Raw genomic sequence first — 16953 nt, 5'->3', positions numbered from 1 at the left:
TTTCTTTTGCAGACAGAACAAACGGTGTGATGGTTACCTTGCCCTTCAATGCTTCGATTAGCGAAGCGGTTGAACGGGAATGGTGTGCAGATGCTCCTGCGCGATTTGAATGAGTTCTTCCTGCTTGGCAGGTTCTGTGTTCTTCCAGATCATCTCGAAAATGGCGCCAAGTCCAGGTAAAGCAGCTTCCGGTCCATCTACTGAACCTTCAATCATCTCCCGGAGCTGATCATCACTCTTGTCATGAACTTTATGAACAATCGCTTCACGCAGGCTTAATGTAATGGGCATCGCAATTCCCTCCTCGTATATTCGGCTGCTCTTATACTGTTCCCTGGGAAGCGCGAGCGCATTCAAGTTTATCGGGCTTTGTGGTATACTACGAAGGATTATTTACGTTAGCATGGGTATCCGTAATGATGCGTCATGCTGAAGTGCAGCGGGAGGTTAAGACCCTAATGGCCAAGAAACAGTATGCCGTAATTGGCATGGGACGGTTCGGATCAAGTGTTGCCAATGCACTGAGCGGTATGGGATTCGACGTGCTGGCAATTGATGCGGACGAGCAGCGGACACAGGAAATGTCCAATGTGGTGACTCATGCGGTATCGGCAGATTCAACAGATGAAGAAGCGCTGCGTGCGCTGGGCATACGAAATTTCGATGTTGTCGTTGTGGCAATTGGTGAAGATATACAGGCGAGTATTCTGACAACCTTGATATTGAAAGATATGGGTGTACCGGTGCTAATCGTAAAAGCTCAAAATGAGCTTCATGGTAAGGTGCTGCAGAAGATTGGAGCAGACAAGGTGATCTATCCTGAGCGGGATATGGGATTACGCGTAGCCCATCATCTGACCTCGCCTAACATACTGGATTACATTGAGTTATCTGAGGATTACAGCATTCTGGAGATGAGAGCTTCCGAGCAAATGATCGGTAAAAACCTGATGGAATTAAACATCCGTGCACGTTTTGGATGCAACGTCATGGCGATTCGTAGTGGGAACTCGATGAACATCTCGCCGTACGCGGAGGACCGGATTGAAGCTGGTGATGTGCTGGTCATTGTGGGTCACAAGGATCATTTGACGAAAATGGAGCTTGCATATCCGAAGTGATGGATGCAGATGGGAAGGATGGAAAGATGGATATTGTATCACCGCAAAATACACGTGTAAAAGAATGGGCACAGCTGCTGGAGAAAAAGCATCGTACCCGTCAACATAAATATATCATTGAGGGTATTCATCTGGTACAGGAAGCATTGCGCGCCGGAGCAGATCTGGAGTGTATTGTGTACGACGGAGAGCAAGGCGTACCTAGCGAACTGGCCGGGCTTGAGAACCCGCTACAGCGTGTGGAGTGGGTCAGTGTATCTCCTGCGGTTATCGCCAAATGTACGGATACGATGACACCGCAGCCTGTATTTGCAATTGTGCGTAAAGGCAGTGAGCCACTAGAAAGCCTCATTGGCGGAGCGCGCGGGCTTGTCGTGGTGTTGGATGGAGTGCAGGACCCAGGAAATGTGGGGACGATCATCCGTAGTGCAGATGCAGCTGGAGCGGCGGGGGTCGTACTTGGTGCGGGCTGTGCTGATGTGTATAACCCGAAGACGATTCGTTCGACGATGGGGTCATTGTTTCATTTGCCCATCGTGGAGGGCCAGTTGGAATCTTTGCTTCCCGAAGCGAAGGCTGCGGGTGTGAAGCTGGTAAGTACTTCTTTGCAGGCAGAGCATTCATGCTACAGTTATGACTTTACGCAGTCGGTATGGCTTGTGATTGGCAACGAAGGCAAAGGTATCTCGGATGCTACGGCACGTTTGGTGGATGATGCGATTACGATCCCGATGCAGGGACAGGCTGAGTCGCTTAATGCGGCTATGGCGGCAACGATTCTGTTGTTTGAGGCGATGAGACAGCGGATGGTGTAGGTAGTAAAACAAATAATCTTGCTGAACTAAACGTACAAAAGGCTGGATACGGATTGAAGATTGATGCAATCCAATTTCCAGTCTTTTTCTATTCTTATTTAAGTTTGTTCCAAGTATCTTATCTATATAAAATTAATTCTTTACTGTTCGTTCTAGAAATGATATGCTAACAGCAAGTTAGATCTAACTGTTTTTTTCTGCACAATATAGAACGATCATTCTCAAAACTGGAATTACACTAATCTAAAGAATATGAGGGAGAGAATATGATGAAATACACAGTGATTACAGGAGCAAGTTCGGGAATTGGCTATGAAACGGCATTGGCATTTGCAGCACGTGGCAAAAACTTGATTTTGGTAGCTAGAAGATTGGATAAGTTGGAAGAGCTTAAATCGACTATTCAGGGTATCGACCCTAAAGTAAATGTTATCGTTCATACAAGCGACCTGTCTGTTACCGCAGAGGCGTACACGCTATATAACGATTTGAAGGAATATGAAATTGAGACTTGGATCAACAATGCAGGACTTGGAGAAAGCTCATTCATTGCTGATCAGAATTTGGATAAAGTGGAGACGATGCTGCGTGTAAACATTGAATCCTTGACCGTTCTATCTACACTGTATGTGCGAGATTATGCGAATGTCGAGGGTACTCAATTGATTAACGTCTCCTCCGCACTTGGATATGCCATTGCTGTAGGCAGTGTTGCTTATTCAGCATCAAAATACTACGTTAGTGCCTTCACCGAAGGACTTGCCAAAGAACTGGAACTGAAAGGTGCAAAACTGAAAGCGAAGGTGCTTGCACCAGCGATCACGGAAACAGAGTTTGTACAGAAATCAATCGATGCTGAAGGATTTGATTACAAAACCAATATGTCCAAATACCATACAGCTAAAGAAATGGCGGGCTTCATGCTAGATCTGTATGATCGCAACGATGTGGTTGTAGGGATTGTAGACCAGAACTATGATTTCCAACTGACAGGTGCAATCTACCCGGTGATTTCAGAACTAGGTTAATTCAGAAGCATCCACGAATACATCTTTTTACCAAATTTCAAATAAGAAGAGGAGTACATCCCATTGGAAAAGATATGGAGTAAAACAAAGATTGGCAACATGGAATTGCCTCATCGACTAGCGATGGCACCCATGACACGCAGTCGGGCGCAAGAAGATGGTACACCTGGAGAGTTGGCTGCACTTTATTATGCTCAACGTGCGACCATAGGACTCCTGATTACGGAGGGTACACAACCATCTGATGATGGACAGGGTTACTTATGGTCACCTGGTATCTATACCGACAAGCATATTGATGGATGGAAAAAGGTAACGGATGCCGTGCATGAAGCTGGCGGATATGTATACATCCAATTAATGCATGCGGGTCGCATGTCACATCCGGACAATACCCCGCATCATCGTCAACCTGTTGCTCCGTCTGCCATCGCACCGGGCGTAGAAATGTTCACGGTGACAGGAATGCAGGATATCCCCGTTCCCCGGGAATTGAGTCAGGAGGATATTCAAACGACCATCGCCGATTTCCGAAAAGCAGCCGCCGCAGCGATCGAAGCAGGGGCGGATGGCGTTGAGATTCATGGGGCTAACGGATACTTGATCAATCAATTTTTAGGAGAGAATTCAAATACAAGGACAGATGATTATGGCGGATCTATTGAAAATCGTACTCGCTTTGCGATTGAAGTAACCAAAGCCATCGTGGAGGAAATAGGGGCAGAACGAACAGGCTTCCGTATCTCGCCAGGGACACCGCTGGGTGGAATTCAAGATGGCGAACAAGGTCCTGATCTGTATCGCTACCTTGTAAAAGAGTTAGCTCAATTGGATTTGGCTTACCTCCATGTTATGCATCTTGGAGATGAGAACCTACTCCACGACATTCGTTCGATCTGGAAAAATCCACTATTGGTTAACCGGGCCGGAAGAACTTTGGAGGATCTCAGTGTCGATTTAGATCGTGGTCTCGCTGATGTGGTACCTGTAGGTGTATGGTCTTTAGCTAATCCAGATTTGGTGGAACGACTTCAACAAGGTGCGCCACTGAATGAAGCAGATCCGACAACATTCTTTGGATTGGGAAGTAAGGGCTACACAGATTATCCTACGTTGGAAGAATTAAAGTCACAAGAGGGGCTACACTAGCACAAAGTATGGAGCATGGCGTACAACTGAACATTGTGCGCCATGTTCCTAGTCTATAAGCAAAGGAAGTGGATAAATGATGAGAGCAGCTCAGATTAAGAAATACTCCAAAATAATCCAAGTGGAAATCAACGATGTTGAGATACCGCAGATCCATAGCCATGAGGTTCTTGTCAGAGTAAAAGCTGCGGGTGTAAATCCGCTGGATATCTTGAATATGAATGGCAGTGTTCGGATAATTGCCGACTATTCGTTACCTCTAACTTTAGGGAATGAACTATCTGGTGTCATTGAAGCTGTCGGTGATGATGTTTTGAAATTTAAGGCGGGGGATTCGGTCTATGCAAGATTGCCTCTGAATAAAATCGGTGCTTTTGCTGAATATGCAGCTGTACATGAGGATGCTTTATCCGTTATGCCTGAAAATCTGTCTTTTATCGAAGCTGCTGCGGTACCTCTTACAGCCTTGACGGCGTATCAAGCATTGCATGATGTACTTCGAGCTGAACCGAATAAGAAACTGTTTATACCCGGAGGAACTGGTGGTTTCGGTGCGATGGCTATCCCGATTGCCAAGTCCATGGGGCTAACAGTGATTACAAGTGGAAGCGAAAGAGGCAGAGCACGTGCACTATCTATTGGAGCAGATCAATTCATTGATTATAAAACCCAACATTATGCTGACATCCTGTCCGATATCGATTATGTCATTGACACTTTGGGTGTGGACGAGATCAAAGCTGAACTGAGCATTTTGAAACCACAGGGGAAATTAGTATCTTTGAAGGCAGGACCCAATTATCGCTTTGCAGTGGACAGTCAATTCCCGTTGTGGAAAAGAGCATTGTTTGGTCTTGTAGGTGCACGCCTGGATTCGTTAGCGCGTAAGAACCAAAATGAATATCGTTTTTTATTTGTGCACTCCAGTGGGATTCAATTGCAAGAAATCACAGCTCTTGTAGAAAAAGAAGACATTAAACCTTCGATCGATTCTACGTATACGTTTGAAGACATTGAAAAGGCATTGATCAAAGTATCAAAGGGTCACTCCCAGGGCAAAGTCATTGTTACCTTTTAAAGGCTCGTTAAGATGATGCTCATGCTATTCAATGTTCGTCTTCTGAACAGGAGGGAAGCCAATGGCGAGAAGCAAAGAGTTCGAAGAGTCTGTTGTTCTGGATAAAGCGATGAGACTATTTTGGAAACAAGGTTATGAGAAGACGTCTATGACGGATCTGGTTAATCATATGGGAATTCATCGTAAAAGCTTGTATGACACATTTGGCGATAAACATACCTTGTTTCTAAAGACAGTAGATCTGTATGATCACAAAATCAGCTCCGCCCTTGCAGCAGGCGTAAAGCATTCTAAAACGGCAACTGAAGCACTTCAGTTTACATTTCTTTCTTTAATTCATGGAGAGGGACCTCCAGCATCAGGCTGCTTCATCGTCAATTCGACGGTAGAATTGGCGGCACGCGATGACGACATGAACAACCGATCAACGGAGATGTTTGCAAATACGGAGAAACTAATCAAGGACATTATTATGTGGGGCCAGCAAGAAGGTGAATTCACAACGGAGTACAACGCCGAGGTATTGGCGGAATATGTGCATAATGTAGGCGTTGGGCTAAGGGTGATGGCAAAGACTTCGACGACCAAGGAAAAACTTCTTCGTATAGCGACACTATCCATGGATTTCATACGAAGGTAGTCTATTTTTTTACTTTAAAAGAATGTTCATTCTAATAAAGTTGTTCCAGATGAAACATAGGTTATAGAAAAGAGAGGCAGGTAATGACATGAGGAAGACAGTTCTAATTACAGGGGTCTCGGGTGGTATCGGTAAAGAGTTAGCAGATCGATTTGCCAAAGGCGGACATCATATTGTGCTGGTAGCACGAAGCAAGGGGAAAATACAGGATCTAGCTCAGGAGTATCAGAAAAAGTATGGTATTCAGGCAACGGTTATTGCCAAAGATGTAGCGGCACCTGGGGTACCACAGGAGATTTATCATGAGCTGAAGGAAAAGGGCATTGTTGTTGATTATCTTGTCAACAATGCAGGCTTCGGTCTGTTCGGGACGTTTATGGAAACGGATCTGGAACAAGAAGTTAATATGATTGACGTGAATATCAAGGCTTTAACCATCATGACAAAGCTATTCTTGCCGGATATGATCCAACGTGGGCACGGAGGCGTGATGAATGTGGCTTCGTTGGTAGGTTTTTTCCCTGGACCGATGATGTCGGTATATTATGCAACAAAGGCATACGTGCTATCATTCACCGAGGCTTTGGAGAATGAAGTAAGCGGAACTGGCGTTACGGTGACAGCACTGTGCCCAGGCCTGACCTCTACCGGATTTGTTGATCGCTCGGGTATGGGGGTCTCGAAGATGTTGCAGGGCCCGATCATGGAAGCCGGGCAGGTGGCCGAAGAAGGGTATCGAGGCTTTTTACGTGGCAAGACGTTAATTATGCCTGGTGCTAGAAATCGATTCATCGCGTTTATGCCGCGGTTGTTGCCGCGTAAGATGATGACCCGCATGATTAGATCCTCACAGGACAAGACAGGACATTGAACATTTAAATAGGATAAATCAGATCTTGCCCAATTCGCTCGTTTCACTGTCTCCTTCATCTTGTTTTTTACGACAAACATACACAAAAACGGGAGGGAAGCTGAAGGGTTCAAATTGAATTTTCTCAATCTCAAATAACTCAGCTAATTGTTTCTTCATATGAAGTGAGTACTGGTACAAAACTAATGTGCCTCCATGTCGCAGCGCTGTATGAATCTGTGACAGGATGTTTTGTCTCATTTCTCTGGAAAAATTAAAAAAGGGCAGTCCGCAAATGATGCTATCCAACTGATGAATATGTTCTTGATTGATCCTTTTCAATAGATAGGATGCGTTCGAATGGAACATGAATTCAGGATAAGTTTTCTTTAGATTATTTCTCATTTTGGGGTCTCTTTCAAATAAAAACACGGTTGCAGATTGGGGTAAATGTGCTCTCATGACACATGTGACTGCACCTGTTCCTGGCCCCAGCTCAGCAATGGTTCTGACCTCATTCCATCGTACAGACTGGACGATTTTACGGGATAGAAATTTGGAACTGGGCAGGAGACTGCCTACTCGTTTGGGGTTCCTCAGAAATCCTTGCAGGAAAAGAAGTGGTTCGGATGTTTTCATCACGGTATCCTCCATGGTTGAATTCATTGATGGTTCACTTGATGTTGGAAGGCAAGTTTAACTCGAATGTAAATACGTTATGCATATGTTGAAGCATCAAGGTACCTTGATGTAGCTCTGCAATATTTTTTGCTATCGAAAGACCTAAACCTGACCCCGCTTGAATGCCTTCACTGCTTCTTGAATAATCCACCTTATAAAAACGATCAAACAGTTTGTCTTTTTGCTCCGTTGTGAGCGGCGCACTTTTATTTTCGACTTGAATGGTAATGTGCTCATGGTGCATACTCATTCGAATGTGAATCACACCTGGCTTAAAGGAATACTTCAGAGCGTTCATGAGAAGATTATCGATAGCCCGAGCAATCTTATCACTATCCACGTGGGCCATAATGGGGGCGTTACCGATCTCTTTCTCGATATGAATACCATTCTCCTGAGCTAAAGGTTCAAATTCAAACAACAACTGATCTAATAGCTGATACAGGTCAACCTTTTTCAAATCCAATTGGGTAGCTACAGAGGTTAGACGTGTGTATTCAAATAAATCATCGAGCAGCTTCTTTAGATGCGTTGCTTTGTTATAGGTGTTTTGAATGAAGCGGTCATACTCTGCTTTGTTTTGAAAGGATTCTGTTCTTAGTAGCTCAATATAGCCAATTATGCTGGTAAGCGGTGTGCGCAGGTCATGAGAGAGACCCGTAATCATGTCCATCTTGGATTTCTCCAGCTCGCGTTCCTTGATGATCTGCAGCTGCAACTGTTCAGTCATGTGATTAATGTTGGAAGCAACTCGCCCCAGTTCATCCTGTCGATTAACGGGCACCCGGTAGTCCAGATTGCCTTCTGAAATGAATTGAAGCCCTTGCTCTAATGTAATGAGATCTCTCACAATTTTTCGTGTGGAAAACAAAAATATTAACGTGAAAATTACGATGAAGATTGGTGTTAGAACGTAAGGAAAGATGTAGAGAAGCGAAGGCCAATTAAATCTTTCACTAATTTTTGCGGCAGCTATGATCAACATATTATTTACACCCACAGAGCCAACAAACGAAATCAATAAACTGATCAACATTTGATATAGGATGTTAATCTGTATCTTTTTTTTAAACTGTGGTAATCGTTTAATCAATTTTATATCCCACTCCCCACACCGTTTTAATATACTGAGGTTCTCTTGGATTCACTTCCAGCTTTTCTCGCAGATTACGAATATGGACCATCACCGTATTATCGGAATAGCCATAAGGTTCTTTCCATACAGTCTCGTAAATCTTCTCCGAGCTAAATACTTGTCCGGGATGACTCGCAAGTAACACCAGAATGGAGAACTCCAGAGGGGTTAGTGAAATGCCATTCTCATTTAACTTTACTGAATGTTTGCTTGTATCAATGACAAGGTCCTTAATGAGGATCAGTGAACTCGATTCCGGTTTCCCAATCAATGTTTGACGTCGGAGCTGAGCCTTAACGCGAGCCAGTAATTCTAGCGGATTAAAGGGTTTGACCATGTAATCGTCGGCCCCGGTAGTCAGGCCTGTAATTTTATCAATGTCTTCTTCCTTGGCGGATAACATAATGATCGGAGTGGTTGATACTTCTCTTATTTTGAAGCAGGCTTTGATTCCGTCCATAATGGGCATCATGACATCCAATATGACGAGTTGGACCGATGTTGTATTGATAACATTTAGCGCTTCCTCACCATTGGCTGCTTCAATGACCTGATATCCTTCGTTACGTAAATAAACATGAATGACATCACGGATATCGGGTTCATCATCAACAACAAGAATGGTACTCATGATTCATCACTCCTTTTATGACCTGTTTTAAATTAAATTTATAATTCTTATAAATAAGATAACATCAGTGTAAACGATAGTCAGGAATGTTTAAATTGTTTCCTTTTTGCGACAGACATAAACGAACGCAGGCGGGATATTCAAAGGCACTAATCCTATTTTTTCGATGATAAAGTGTTCGGATAATAATTTTTTCATTTGAAGTGAATATTGAAAGGCGATGAATAATCCTCCGGGTTTGAGTGCCTTATGGATCTGCTCTACCAACGTATTTCTTAATTCAGGCTCAAAGTTGAAGAAGGGCAACCCGCTAAAAATGTAATCCAATTGCTGAACGCCCTCTTGATTCATGGATTCTACCAATCGAGCGGCGTCTGGATAACAGGATAACTCCGGGTATGCTGCCTGAAGATTATTCCTCATTGTGTCGTTCATCTCAAACAATAGGACTTTGGTGGAGTCCTGTGCCTGTTGATGAATATAACGAGTGATAGGACCTGTACCCGATCCGAGTTCGGCAACTGCTTTTGCCTCCAGCCAAGAGGCTTGATTCACCATTTTGTTGGCGAGAAACCGGGAACTGGGAATGATGCTGCCAACATGTTTGGGGCTCTGAAGAAAACTTTTCAGAAATAATAGTGGTTGATTGGAATTCATGTGTGTGGTTCCTCCGTATATGTGATGGTATGTCAGCAAAACCAGTTAGAAATGTAATAATTGAAGCGTGGATAAAATGGGACCGCCGAAGTAGATTCCCGCTGTAAAATACGTTATGGTCCATAACAAAGCACTGGAATATGAGATGAGAGCAAATTTTCGATACTGCACGCCGCTCATTCCAATAAGCAAAGGAAGAACATATCGCACAATTGGAATGAACAAACCGATGCACATCGCCCATTTGCCACTCTTATTCAGAATCAGTTCGGCCTTGACGAAGTGTTTATGATGTTGAAATCTGTGCTTTATCTTGGTTCCAAATAACTTCCCTGCTAAATAAGCAAAGGTAATAGCCGTTAATAGCCCTGATAAAATACAGAAATATGTGATCCACGAATTGATTACTCCCGTGTGGCTTAAAATGGCACCGCTGATAATCGTGATCTCATTTGGAATTGGAATGCCGAAAGGCCCTAATGAGAAGGCAAAATAAAAAATCAGATATCCATACTGATGAAGCAGCTCTAAGATCGTATTACTGATCATTGTTTTGCCTCCTCTCTTGTTGATATTGCAAGCATAATGAAAAAAACTAAGGAATTAATGAGTATAAATCTGAAGAAAATCTAAAGAATACATAAGTAAAGCCAAACAATGACGTGCAAGAGAAAAAAGCCTTGCCAACTTAATTGGCAAGACTTGATCCATAGGTGTGCTGTGTTCATCTGGATGGAGTGTTTGAGCACACGAAATAATAGGTTGTGGGTGCATTTCTATTTTTTGACGAACGATAAGAGCCATCTGTCAATATTAATCTCACTCCAATCGAGTGGATTTAACGCGGGATGAGGAAAAATGGAAGGTTGATCCAACCAATCGGAAACAAAGTTCTCCAACCAGGATGCCACCTGCAACATCAACGATGACATGTTGTTTTACCAGTACGGTAGACACGATGATAAGAATCGAGAAGGTGGAAGTCATCGCCCATATCGCTCGTCCAAATACACGCGTTCCTCTAAGGATCAGGTAACTCGTGAGTACGTGAATACTTGGAAAACAATTGTAGGGTTGATCGTTACGGTAGATGTAATCAACTATCGTGAAAAGAATTCCTTTATTACCTCGGATATCGGGGCGCTCAATCGCTGTCTGGAACAGAGCAAAGAAGATGTATGAGATCACCAGACCGCTGCAAAGTGCAATGAGCGTTTGAAAATAGGTGCGCTTTTCCTTAAAAGCAAGTGCTATTAATGCGCCAGTAATGAACGGGTACCATAATACATAAGGGATGATAAATATCGGGACAAAAGGGATCATTGAATCTAGGGATATTGCAAGACTATAGACATGATTCCCAGCGTGATTTAGTACACCGTAGAAAATATTTAAGACCGGGACGGCTGCAAGCCAAAGCAAGGAAAGCCAAACTGATTTGGTAGATGAAGGACTGGAAAGCTTCAAATGCTCAACTCCTATACGAATTTATCAATGTATCCATAGTAGAGATAAACTCTGAAGAACTTGAGAGGGATTTTCTAAAGAAATTCTGAATATCAAGCAAAGTTTGTCTTGAAATAGAGCGGTATGAACAGACGGCATATAGAAGAGCCGAGACGTCATGATGACGACTCAGCTCTTTTTTTATTTCCGATGAGAACAGACTTTTCGGCAGATTATTGAAGGAAGTAAATCCATCTGAACTTGGCACCAGCAACAAAAAACAAAACAATCCATGCCCACAGAAACAGCAAACGTAGAGATCGTGGAATCAGTAGATATTCTGAGTACAATTTGCTGAAAAATTTCATTACAGTTGTGACCACCCCTGCTAATTTACTCCTATGTTCACTTTTGAAAAGAAAAAGAAGGAAAACAAAGATAATCAAAATCCCAAAGGTGATTGTATAATTCAGATGCAAAAACTCCAGTTATATCAATATTAGGTATATTATATCATGAACACCAGAGGACTTTTTGTATCAGCCTCAACCATAACCTTGTCTACTCATTCCATAAAATAAATCGAACGAAATAATGCTGGCATGCCAATATATAGTGTAAGAAGGAAGGGGATGGATAATGAGTGAGCAAGATGAGTACATAAAACTTATAACGTTAATACGTGCGGGGCATGAAGAAGCATACGGAGAATTATATGAGAAAACAGTGACGGGTGTATATCGGACTGTGCGATTTCTCCTCGAGGACGAGTCTGACGCGGAGGATGTGGTCCAAGAGATTTACATTCAGGCGTATCGATCATTGGCGAAATATGATGCCGAGCGTACCTTTCGTCCCTGGTTGATGGGTGTGACGATGCGACAGATTCAGAGTTATCGACGCAAAAGGTTGATGCAGTTTCGGTTTGGCAAGCGGATCGAAAAATCTGACGTGGGATTGGAATATGATTTTTCCACCGATCTGGTCAACAAACTGGCAAATCGTCCTCTGTTGGAACAGGTGCGCAGTTTGCCGTACAAGCTCCAGCAGGTGGTCACACTGCATTATTTGAATGAATATACGCAAGAGGAGATTGCTGGCATATTGGAGATTCCACTTGGAACCGTGAAATCGCGTATACATGCGGCGCTGGCGAAGTTGAGACAAAAAGAGAAGATGAATCCAAGATTGCGGGGAAAGGTGGAGGATCTGCATGAAACTCGATGAACAGTTGCGAAGAGCCTACCAGGAAGAGACCAAAGACTGGTCCGTTCCTGCCAGGATTAAACATAAAATGATGGATGGTATTCGAAGTGATTCTCACATCAGAAGAAATCGAAAAAAATGGCTGGTCACTGGGCTATTGGCTGTTGTACTTATTATTCCCACCGGAGCCTACGCAGGGTACACCTATCTTGCAGACGGAATATATGGTTCACAGGAAAATATCGCTGCGATGGGGGGAACAGCTGAGGATTATATGAGGTTGGAAGCAAAGCTGCAGACGGCCAAGGCTCATTTCAGTGAAGAAGAATTTGTTCAATATATGGACCTGTTGAAACAAATGGGGCAAATGGCGGTGAATCATGCTGATTCTCAGGGAAACATGCATCCAGAGCAGTGGAGTACAGTGGAGCAGGAACGATATAACCTTCTTGCAGCTGAGCTGGAACCTTTTTTTGAAAAGCTGGAAGCTGTGAGTGTGGGGTCCTCCAAAAAACGGATGGACGAGCAGCAATTTTGGACAGAACAGTTGGAACGTGCAGAGGAGACATTTACCAATGAACAATATCGTGAGTTCAAGTCTGTTTATGAACAAATGAAGAAATACAAAGTTATGGTGATGGACAAGGATGGAAGTATCCATGAGGAACGCTTGTCAGCGGAGCAAAAGGATGATTTAAGGCAGCTAGAGAGACGTCTAATTCCCTATTTGAAACGATTGGAGCTCAATGTGCGTTGAGTCAGGCGAACTGTAAAAACAGGAGAAGAGGCGAAGGTGAATTCTTTCGCTTCTTTCTTGTTGGCTGTATCCATTACTTCCTCCCCTGCACCTTCAGCCGATATTGATGCGGTGTAGAACCTGTGGCAGTACGGAATACTTTGCAAAAATAGGAGGGGCTGGTCATACCGACACGGTGACCGATTTCGGGAACGGTGAGCGAGGAACGGGTGAGCAGCACACAGGCATGACGAATGCGGGTAGCTTGAGCATAAGCAACGATGGTGGTGCCGGTCGCTTTTTTGAATACATGAGATAGATGATAGGGGGATAAATGAAGTGTATCTGCGATATGGTCCAAACGGAAAGGCTCCTGGTAATGCTGCTCAATCCATTGCATGATGGCTTCGGCATGAGGGTGAAGAATGTTACCACTGGTAGAGAGCACATCTTGGGAGCGGTTTTGCTGCACGTCTTGCCACAGATAGCGAAGTTGTGCGAGCAGATCCAATAAAAAGAGGCGTGTATCTTCCTCTATTTCGTGGGGAAGCAGACCTGGATACGTATCTGCGTATTGTTCCATTCGTTGAACGAGTGGGGAAGTGCCAGCAAGTCGGATGGGCTGAATGGGGGATTGCTCTCCCAGCAGATCCTGTATGAAGTGGTGAGTAACGATAAATTGCGACCAATGTGTCTTCAGTAGATCAAGCTCAACCATGAGTACATTTCGAATGAAAGGCTGCTGTCTGGACACCTGAATCTGGACGTGGTGCAATTGAAAAGGTCGAAAAATCATGAGCATACCGGGTTCAAGGGAGAAAACCTGACCTTCGGTTATCAACTGCCCGTATCCTTCGTGGATATAGGTTATCTCCAGCTGGGAATGAGCATGGAACACTTCGCGAGACGTAGTGTTGGATATACGACGGCAGGCCAGATTAAATTGTTCTCCCAGGATGATGGACATCATGAATACCTCCCTTATCATGAGCAATATAGTTATATTTTACCACAAGATGAACGCATAAAAGCGCTTTATTATTGTGTATTGTGAAGGAAACAAAGGAGGTATGTAACAATGTTAAGAGTGGCGATTATCGGAGCAGGTGCAATTAGTGGGGCACATATCTCAGCATATTTGGCATTCCCAGAGCGATGTCAGATTGTTGCTGTGGTGGATATTTACGTGGAAAAAGCACAGAAGCGAATTAACGAATATGGACTGAAAGGTGCACAAGCCGTTACGGATTACACAGAGCTACTTTCGCAAAATATTGATCTGGTATCCGTCTGTACGCCGCCGTATACGCATGCTTCAATTGCGTGTGATTTCATGCAAGGGGGTGTACATGTGTTGGTCGAAAAACCGATGGCTTCTTCCCTGGAGGAAGCGGACCTGATGCTGAAAGTAGCGCAAGAAAGTGGCAAGTTACTATCCGTAGTGGCACAGAATCGATTTACGACACCGATGATGAAGTTAAAAGGTGTGCTGGACAGTAAATGGATCGGGCCTATTGTACATGTGCAGGTTGATTCGTTCTGGTGGCGGGGCCACAATTATTATGATCTGTGGTGGCGCGGTACATGGGAAAAAGAAGGCGGAGGCTGTACCCTTAATCATGCGGTGCATCATATTGATGCGATGCTCTGGATGATGGGACCTCCAGTGGAATTGCAGGCCATGATGGCGAATACGGCACATGATAATGCCGAAGTTGAGGATATATCTATGGCGATGCTTCGCTTCCAGGAAGGGGCGCTTGGCATGATTACCAGTTCCGTCGTACATCACGGAGAAGAGCAGCAATTAATTTTTCAGGGCAAAGAAGCCCGGGTGTCTGCACCTTGGAAAGTAGTTGCTTCTACCGCGCGGAATAACGGATTTCCAGAATCGAATCGAGAGTTGGAACAACAGATTCAAAAGCTCGCTGACGAGTTGCCGGATGTTACTCATGTCGGTCACGCTGGGCAAGTGGAGAATGTGTTAAACGCGATTGAGACAGGATCTCCCCTTCTTGTGGATGGCCAAAGTGGCCGGAATACGCTTGAACTGATTGTAGGCATCTACAAATCGGCAAGCACGGGAGAAAAGGTTGTTTTTCCAATAGGAGCGGAAGACGCATTTTACACAAGAGAAGGAATTATGCAACATGCCGTACACTTTTATGAAAAAAAGACGACGGTGGAGAACTTCGAGGATTCGAGTATTACGCTGGGTAGCAAGTTGGATTCGTAATGCAAATTACTAGTATTTTTAGACTATTTAATCATTTGTTTTGTGACAAGAGTAATATGAAAAACTATAGAACAAGTGGGTTAAATATCCAAGAAAACGCTGTTAGATCAATTGATCTGACAGTTTTTTTGTTCAATACACACTTGAAAGTTTCTTTTTTTTAAAATACCGTTCAATTTAATTGGAAATGAAAAAGGAAATTTCGAATGTGAACTAAATAATGTCTAGGACTATTGTGAAAACAAAGGACTATATTCTTAGGCACAATTGGTCATAAATAACAAAAATATGTTGTAAAATTGCTGAAATGAGTCTATTATTTAATTTGCTGTTACTTATTTATCCAAATCTTAGGTACTAAGAACCAAATCAGATAAGAAATTGATATTGTTTGAATTGGGAAAAATGATTGGGAAATTGGAATTGTAAAATTCATATAATTACATAGTTTATAAGAAAATGGATTGGAGGTACTACATGGGGGATTTTGAAAGGTTAACAATCGGTTCTATGTTGTCTATTAATATTGTTTTATTTATCATTGGACTTTTGATGTATAGGAAGTGGCGAAACCCGACATACTTGAAGTTTTTGGGAGCTTTTTCTTTAATGTTATTTGCAAATGTGGGCATGGCTCTAATGCCTGATAAGCTTATGTCTGCATATATGTTTTTCTTATCACTTTACGCAGCTGGAATGGTAATTGCTCAAATCGGGATATTTCGACTTTACTACAACAAACGAACAGACAAACTTTATGTGCATTTAGGCGGGACTGCTGTTACCTTGATTACTGCGGCAATGTCTTTGTTTTTACCCGTACAGATGAGTTCCTTTTTAGTATTTCTCTCTGTGGTAGGTGTGACATTGTACACACTCATTAAGATTTTTCCGGAGGTCGGGTTAAACCCACAGTATTTTATGGTTACGATCCTTTTTGCAATGCAACTATTGTTGCATCTATCGGGTGCATTTACAGGTTATGAACTATTGGTAGAACTTAGTTTGGTTTTGAGTGTTTTTGCTAGCTTCATAGTATTTACAATGATCTTTGAAAAAATTGTTGGTGTTATGCAAGCTGCGACATACACATCAACACGAGATGAAGTAACAGGTTTGTTTACGCAAAAACATTTTATTCATCAAGCTAATCAAGCTTTATCCAAAGGGAAAACGGTAGGGGTATTATACATAGAAATTCAGAATTCAACCCACATCTCGGAGGAAGAGTCCTTTAAGAGAGCGGGAAGGGCCGTGGGAAGGGCTTTGGAAGGTAATGGATTTGCTGGACGTTACCAAAGTGATGTCATTGTGGCTCTTATAACAAGTTCTAATTTACCACTAGCAGAGCTGACTAACTCCATTAGGATGAAAATTGATGTTGAAGCCTCAAGTACTGTACTTATTGGGTACATTGACACTAAGCCTGAATTTACTCTGGACGATCACATCCGTGAGGCGAAAGAAGGCGCTGTTCGAACGAAGCAAAGTGGACTTAATAGAATCTTTGATCTAGACCAAAGTAAAATTTTAGCGGATTAATG

General features: G+C 43.1%; 19 protein-coding genes. 11 read left to right on the top strand and 8 right to left on the bottom strand.

All coding sequences use genetic code 11. The features are described from left to right. Positions 1-57 precede the first annotated feature (57 nt). The gene (gene sspI, locus NKT06_RS26495) at positions 58-291 is read right to left on the bottom strand and encodes a small acid-soluble spore protein SspI (RefSeq protein ID WP_036673259.1); all 234 of its coding nucleotides are present in this window, start codon (positions 289-291) and stop codon (positions 58-60) included. Positions 292-419: 128 nt separating this feature from the next. Here sspI and NKT06_RS26490 point away from each other — a divergent pair, with 128 nt between their 5' ends. The 7 genes from NKT06_RS26490 to NKT06_RS26460 all read left to right on the top strand — a co-directional run bounded on the left by NKT06_RS26490 (position 420) and on the right by NKT06_RS26460 (position 6702). Further along, positions 420-1121, top strand: coding sequence for a potassium channel family protein (locus tag NKT06_RS26490; RefSeq protein ID WP_278299144.1), 702 nt, complete (start codon positions 420-422; stop codon positions 1119-1121). Between the two features lie 26 nt (positions 1122-1147). Beyond that, a complete protein-coding gene (locus NKT06_RS26485; protein ID WP_253440843.1) occupies positions 1148-1936 on the top strand; it encodes a TrmH family RNA methyltransferase in 789 nt (262 codons plus the stop codon). A gap of 269 nt (positions 1937-2205) precedes the next feature. After that, entirely contained in the window at positions 2206-2964 is a 759-nt protein-coding gene (locus tag NKT06_RS26480; RefSeq protein WP_253442825.1) for an SDR family NAD(P)-dependent oxidoreductase, read from the top strand. Between the two features lie 63 nt (positions 2965-3027). Then, positions 3028-4113, top strand: coding sequence for an alkene reductase (locus NKT06_RS26475; RefSeq protein ID WP_253440841.1), 1086 nt, complete (start codon positions 3028-3030; stop codon positions 4111-4113). A gap of 79 nt (positions 4114-4192) precedes the next feature. Beyond that, entirely contained in the window at positions 4193-5191 is a 999-nt protein-coding gene (locus NKT06_RS26470) for an NADP-dependent oxidoreductase (protein ID WP_253442822.1), read from the top strand. A gap of 61 nt (positions 5192-5252) precedes the next feature. After that, a complete protein-coding gene (locus NKT06_RS26465; RefSeq protein WP_253440839.1) occupies positions 5253-5831 on the top strand; it encodes a TetR/AcrR family transcriptional regulator in 579 nt (192 codons plus the stop codon). 88 nt (positions 5832-5919) lie between these two features. Beyond that, on the top strand, positions 5920-6702 hold the full coding sequence (locus NKT06_RS26460) for an SDR family NAD(P)-dependent oxidoreductase (RefSeq protein WP_253440837.1): 783 nt from the start codon (positions 5920-5922) through the stop codon (positions 6700-6702). Positions 6703-6720: 18 nt separating this feature from the next. On the opposite strand, the gene NKT06_RS26455 is transcribed toward NKT06_RS26460, so the two are convergent. The 6 genes from NKT06_RS26455 to NKT06_RS26430 form a co-directional block, all read right to left on the bottom strand. Next, entirely contained in the window at positions 6721-7320 is a 600-nt protein-coding gene (locus NKT06_RS26455; RefSeq protein ID WP_253440835.1) for a class I SAM-dependent methyltransferase, read from the bottom strand. Positions 7321-7354: 34 nt separating this feature from the next. Beyond that, on the bottom strand, positions 7355-8212 hold the full coding sequence (locus NKT06_RS26450) for a HAMP domain-containing sensor histidine kinase (protein ID WP_367399877.1): 858 nt from the start codon (positions 8210-8212) through the stop codon (positions 7355-7357). Between the two features lie 235 nt (positions 8213-8447). After that, positions 8448-9128, bottom strand: a complete 681-nt coding sequence (locus NKT06_RS26445) for a response regulator transcription factor (RefSeq protein ID WP_253440833.1) — start codon at positions 9126-9128, stop codon at positions 8448-8450. A 90-nt stretch (positions 9129-9218) separates the two neighbouring features. Further along, positions 9219-9785 (bottom strand): class I SAM-dependent methyltransferase, encoded by a 567-nt coding sequence (locus tag NKT06_RS26440; RefSeq protein WP_253440831.1) that lies wholly within the window; start codon positions 9783-9785, stop codon positions 9219-9221. A 45-nt stretch (positions 9786-9830) separates the two neighbouring features. Then, positions 9831-10334 carry a DedA family protein gene (locus tag NKT06_RS26435; RefSeq protein ID WP_253440829.1) on the bottom strand — a complete coding sequence of 168 codons (504 nt, stop codon included), beginning with the start codon at positions 10332-10334 and terminating at the stop codon, positions 9831-9833. A 270-nt stretch (positions 10335-10604) separates the two neighbouring features. Beyond that, positions 10605-11252 carry a phosphatase PAP2 family protein gene (locus tag NKT06_RS26430; protein ID WP_253440827.1) on the bottom strand — a complete coding sequence of 216 codons (648 nt, stop codon included), beginning with the start codon at positions 11250-11252 and terminating at the stop codon, positions 10605-10607. Between the two features lie 618 nt (positions 11253-11870). Here NKT06_RS26430 and NKT06_RS26425 point away from each other — a divergent pair. Together NKT06_RS26425 and NKT06_RS26420 are read left to right on the top strand one after the other, a co-directional pair. Further along, on the top strand, positions 11871-12458 hold the full coding sequence (locus tag NKT06_RS26425; RefSeq protein ID WP_253440825.1) for a sigma-70 family RNA polymerase sigma factor: 588 nt from the start codon (positions 11871-11873) through the stop codon (positions 12456-12458). Continuing rightward, on the top strand, positions 12445-13194 hold the full coding sequence (locus NKT06_RS26420; protein WP_253440823.1) for a DUF3600 domain-containing protein: 750 nt from the start codon (positions 12445-12447) through the stop codon (positions 13192-13194). The genes NKT06_RS26425 and NKT06_RS26420 overlap by 14 nt, the downstream gene beginning before the upstream one ends. Before the next feature lie 73 nt (positions 13195-13267). On the opposite strand, the gene NKT06_RS26415 is transcribed toward NKT06_RS26420, so the two are convergent. Next, positions 13268-14143 (bottom strand): AraC family transcriptional regulator, encoded by an 876-nt coding sequence (locus NKT06_RS26415; protein WP_253440820.1) that lies wholly within the window; start codon positions 14141-14143, stop codon positions 13268-13270. A gap of 108 nt (positions 14144-14251) precedes the next feature. On the opposite strand from NKT06_RS26415, the gene NKT06_RS26410 reads away from it, so the two are divergent. Then, positions 14252-15409: a Gfo/Idh/MocA family protein gene (locus NKT06_RS26410; RefSeq protein ID WP_253440818.1), complete on the top strand. Its 1158-nt coding sequence runs from the start codon at positions 14252-14254 to the stop codon at positions 15407-15409. A gap of 477 nt (positions 15410-15886) precedes the next feature. Then, positions 15887-16951 carry a nucleotidyl cyclase domain-containing protein gene (locus NKT06_RS26405; protein WP_253440816.1) on the top strand — a complete coding sequence of 355 codons (1065 nt, stop codon included), beginning with the start codon at positions 15887-15889 and terminating at the stop codon, positions 16949-16951. Positions 16952-16953 lie beyond the last annotated feature (2 nt).

Source organism: Paenibacillus sp. 1781tsa1 (assembly GCF_024159265.1).
Classification (GTDB): domain Bacteria; phylum Bacillota; class Bacilli; order Paenibacillales; family Paenibacillaceae; genus Paenibacillus.
Note: the sequence above shows the minus strand (reverse complement) of the source record. Positions and strands in the feature narration are given on the sequence as shown.

Excerpts from the sequence above, each read along its gene's own strand:
- sspI (WP_036673259.1), bottom strand. The coding sequence starts at position 291 with ATGCCCATTACATTAAGCCTGCGTGAAGCGATTGTTCATAAAGTTCAT.
- NKT06_RS26490 (WP_278299144.1), top strand. The coding sequence starts at position 420 with ATGCGTCATGCTGAAGTGCAGCGGGAGGTTAAGACCCTAATGGCCAAG.
- NKT06_RS26485 (WP_253440843.1), top strand. The coding sequence starts at position 1,148 with ATGGATATTGTATCACCGCAAAATACACGTGTAAAAGAATGGGCACAG.
- NKT06_RS26480 (WP_253442825.1), top strand. The coding sequence starts at position 2,206 with ATGAAATACACAGTGATTACAGGAGCAAGTTCGGGAATTGGCTATGAA.
- NKT06_RS26470 (WP_253442822.1), top strand. The coding sequence starts at position 4,193 with ATGAGAGCAGCTCAGATTAAGAAATACTCCAAAATAATCCAAGTGGAA.
- NKT06_RS26465 (WP_253440839.1), top strand. The coding sequence starts at position 5,253 with ATGGCGAGAAGCAAAGAGTTCGAAGAGTCTGTTGTTCTGGATAAAGCG.
- NKT06_RS26460 (WP_253440837.1), top strand. The coding sequence starts at position 5,920 with ATGAGGAAGACAGTTCTAATTACAGGGGTCTCGGGTGGTATCGGTAAA.
- NKT06_RS26455 (WP_253440835.1), bottom strand. The coding sequence starts at position 7,320 with ATGAAAACATCCGAACCACTTCTTTTCCTGCAAGGATTTCTGAGGAAC.
- NKT06_RS26445 (WP_253440833.1), bottom strand. The coding sequence starts at position 9,128 with ATGAGTACCATTCTTGTTGTTGATGATGAACCCGATATCCGTGATGTC.
- NKT06_RS26440 (WP_253440831.1), bottom strand. The coding sequence starts at position 9,785 with ATGAATTCCAATCAACCACTATTATTTCTGAAAAGTTTTCTTCAGAGC.
- NKT06_RS26435 (WP_253440829.1), bottom strand. The coding sequence starts at position 10,334 with ATGATCAGTAATACGATCTTAGAGCTGCTTCATCAGTATGGATATCTG.
- NKT06_RS26425 (WP_253440825.1), top strand. The coding sequence starts at position 11,871 with ATGAGTGAGCAAGATGAGTACATAAAACTTATAACGTTAATACGTGCG.
- NKT06_RS26420 (WP_253440823.1), top strand. The coding sequence starts at position 12,445 with ATGAAACTCGATGAACAGTTGCGAAGAGCCTACCAGGAAGAGACCAAA.
- NKT06_RS26415 (WP_253440820.1), bottom strand. The coding sequence starts at position 14,143 with ATGATGTCCATCATCCTGGGAGAACAATTTAATCTGGCCTGCCGTCGT.
- NKT06_RS26410 (WP_253440818.1), top strand. The coding sequence starts at position 14,252 with ATGTTAAGAGTGGCGATTATCGGAGCAGGTGCAATTAGTGGGGCACAT.
- NKT06_RS26405 (WP_253440816.1), top strand. The coding sequence starts at position 15,887 with ATGGGGGATTTTGAAAGGTTAACAATCGGTTCTATGTTGTCTATTAAT.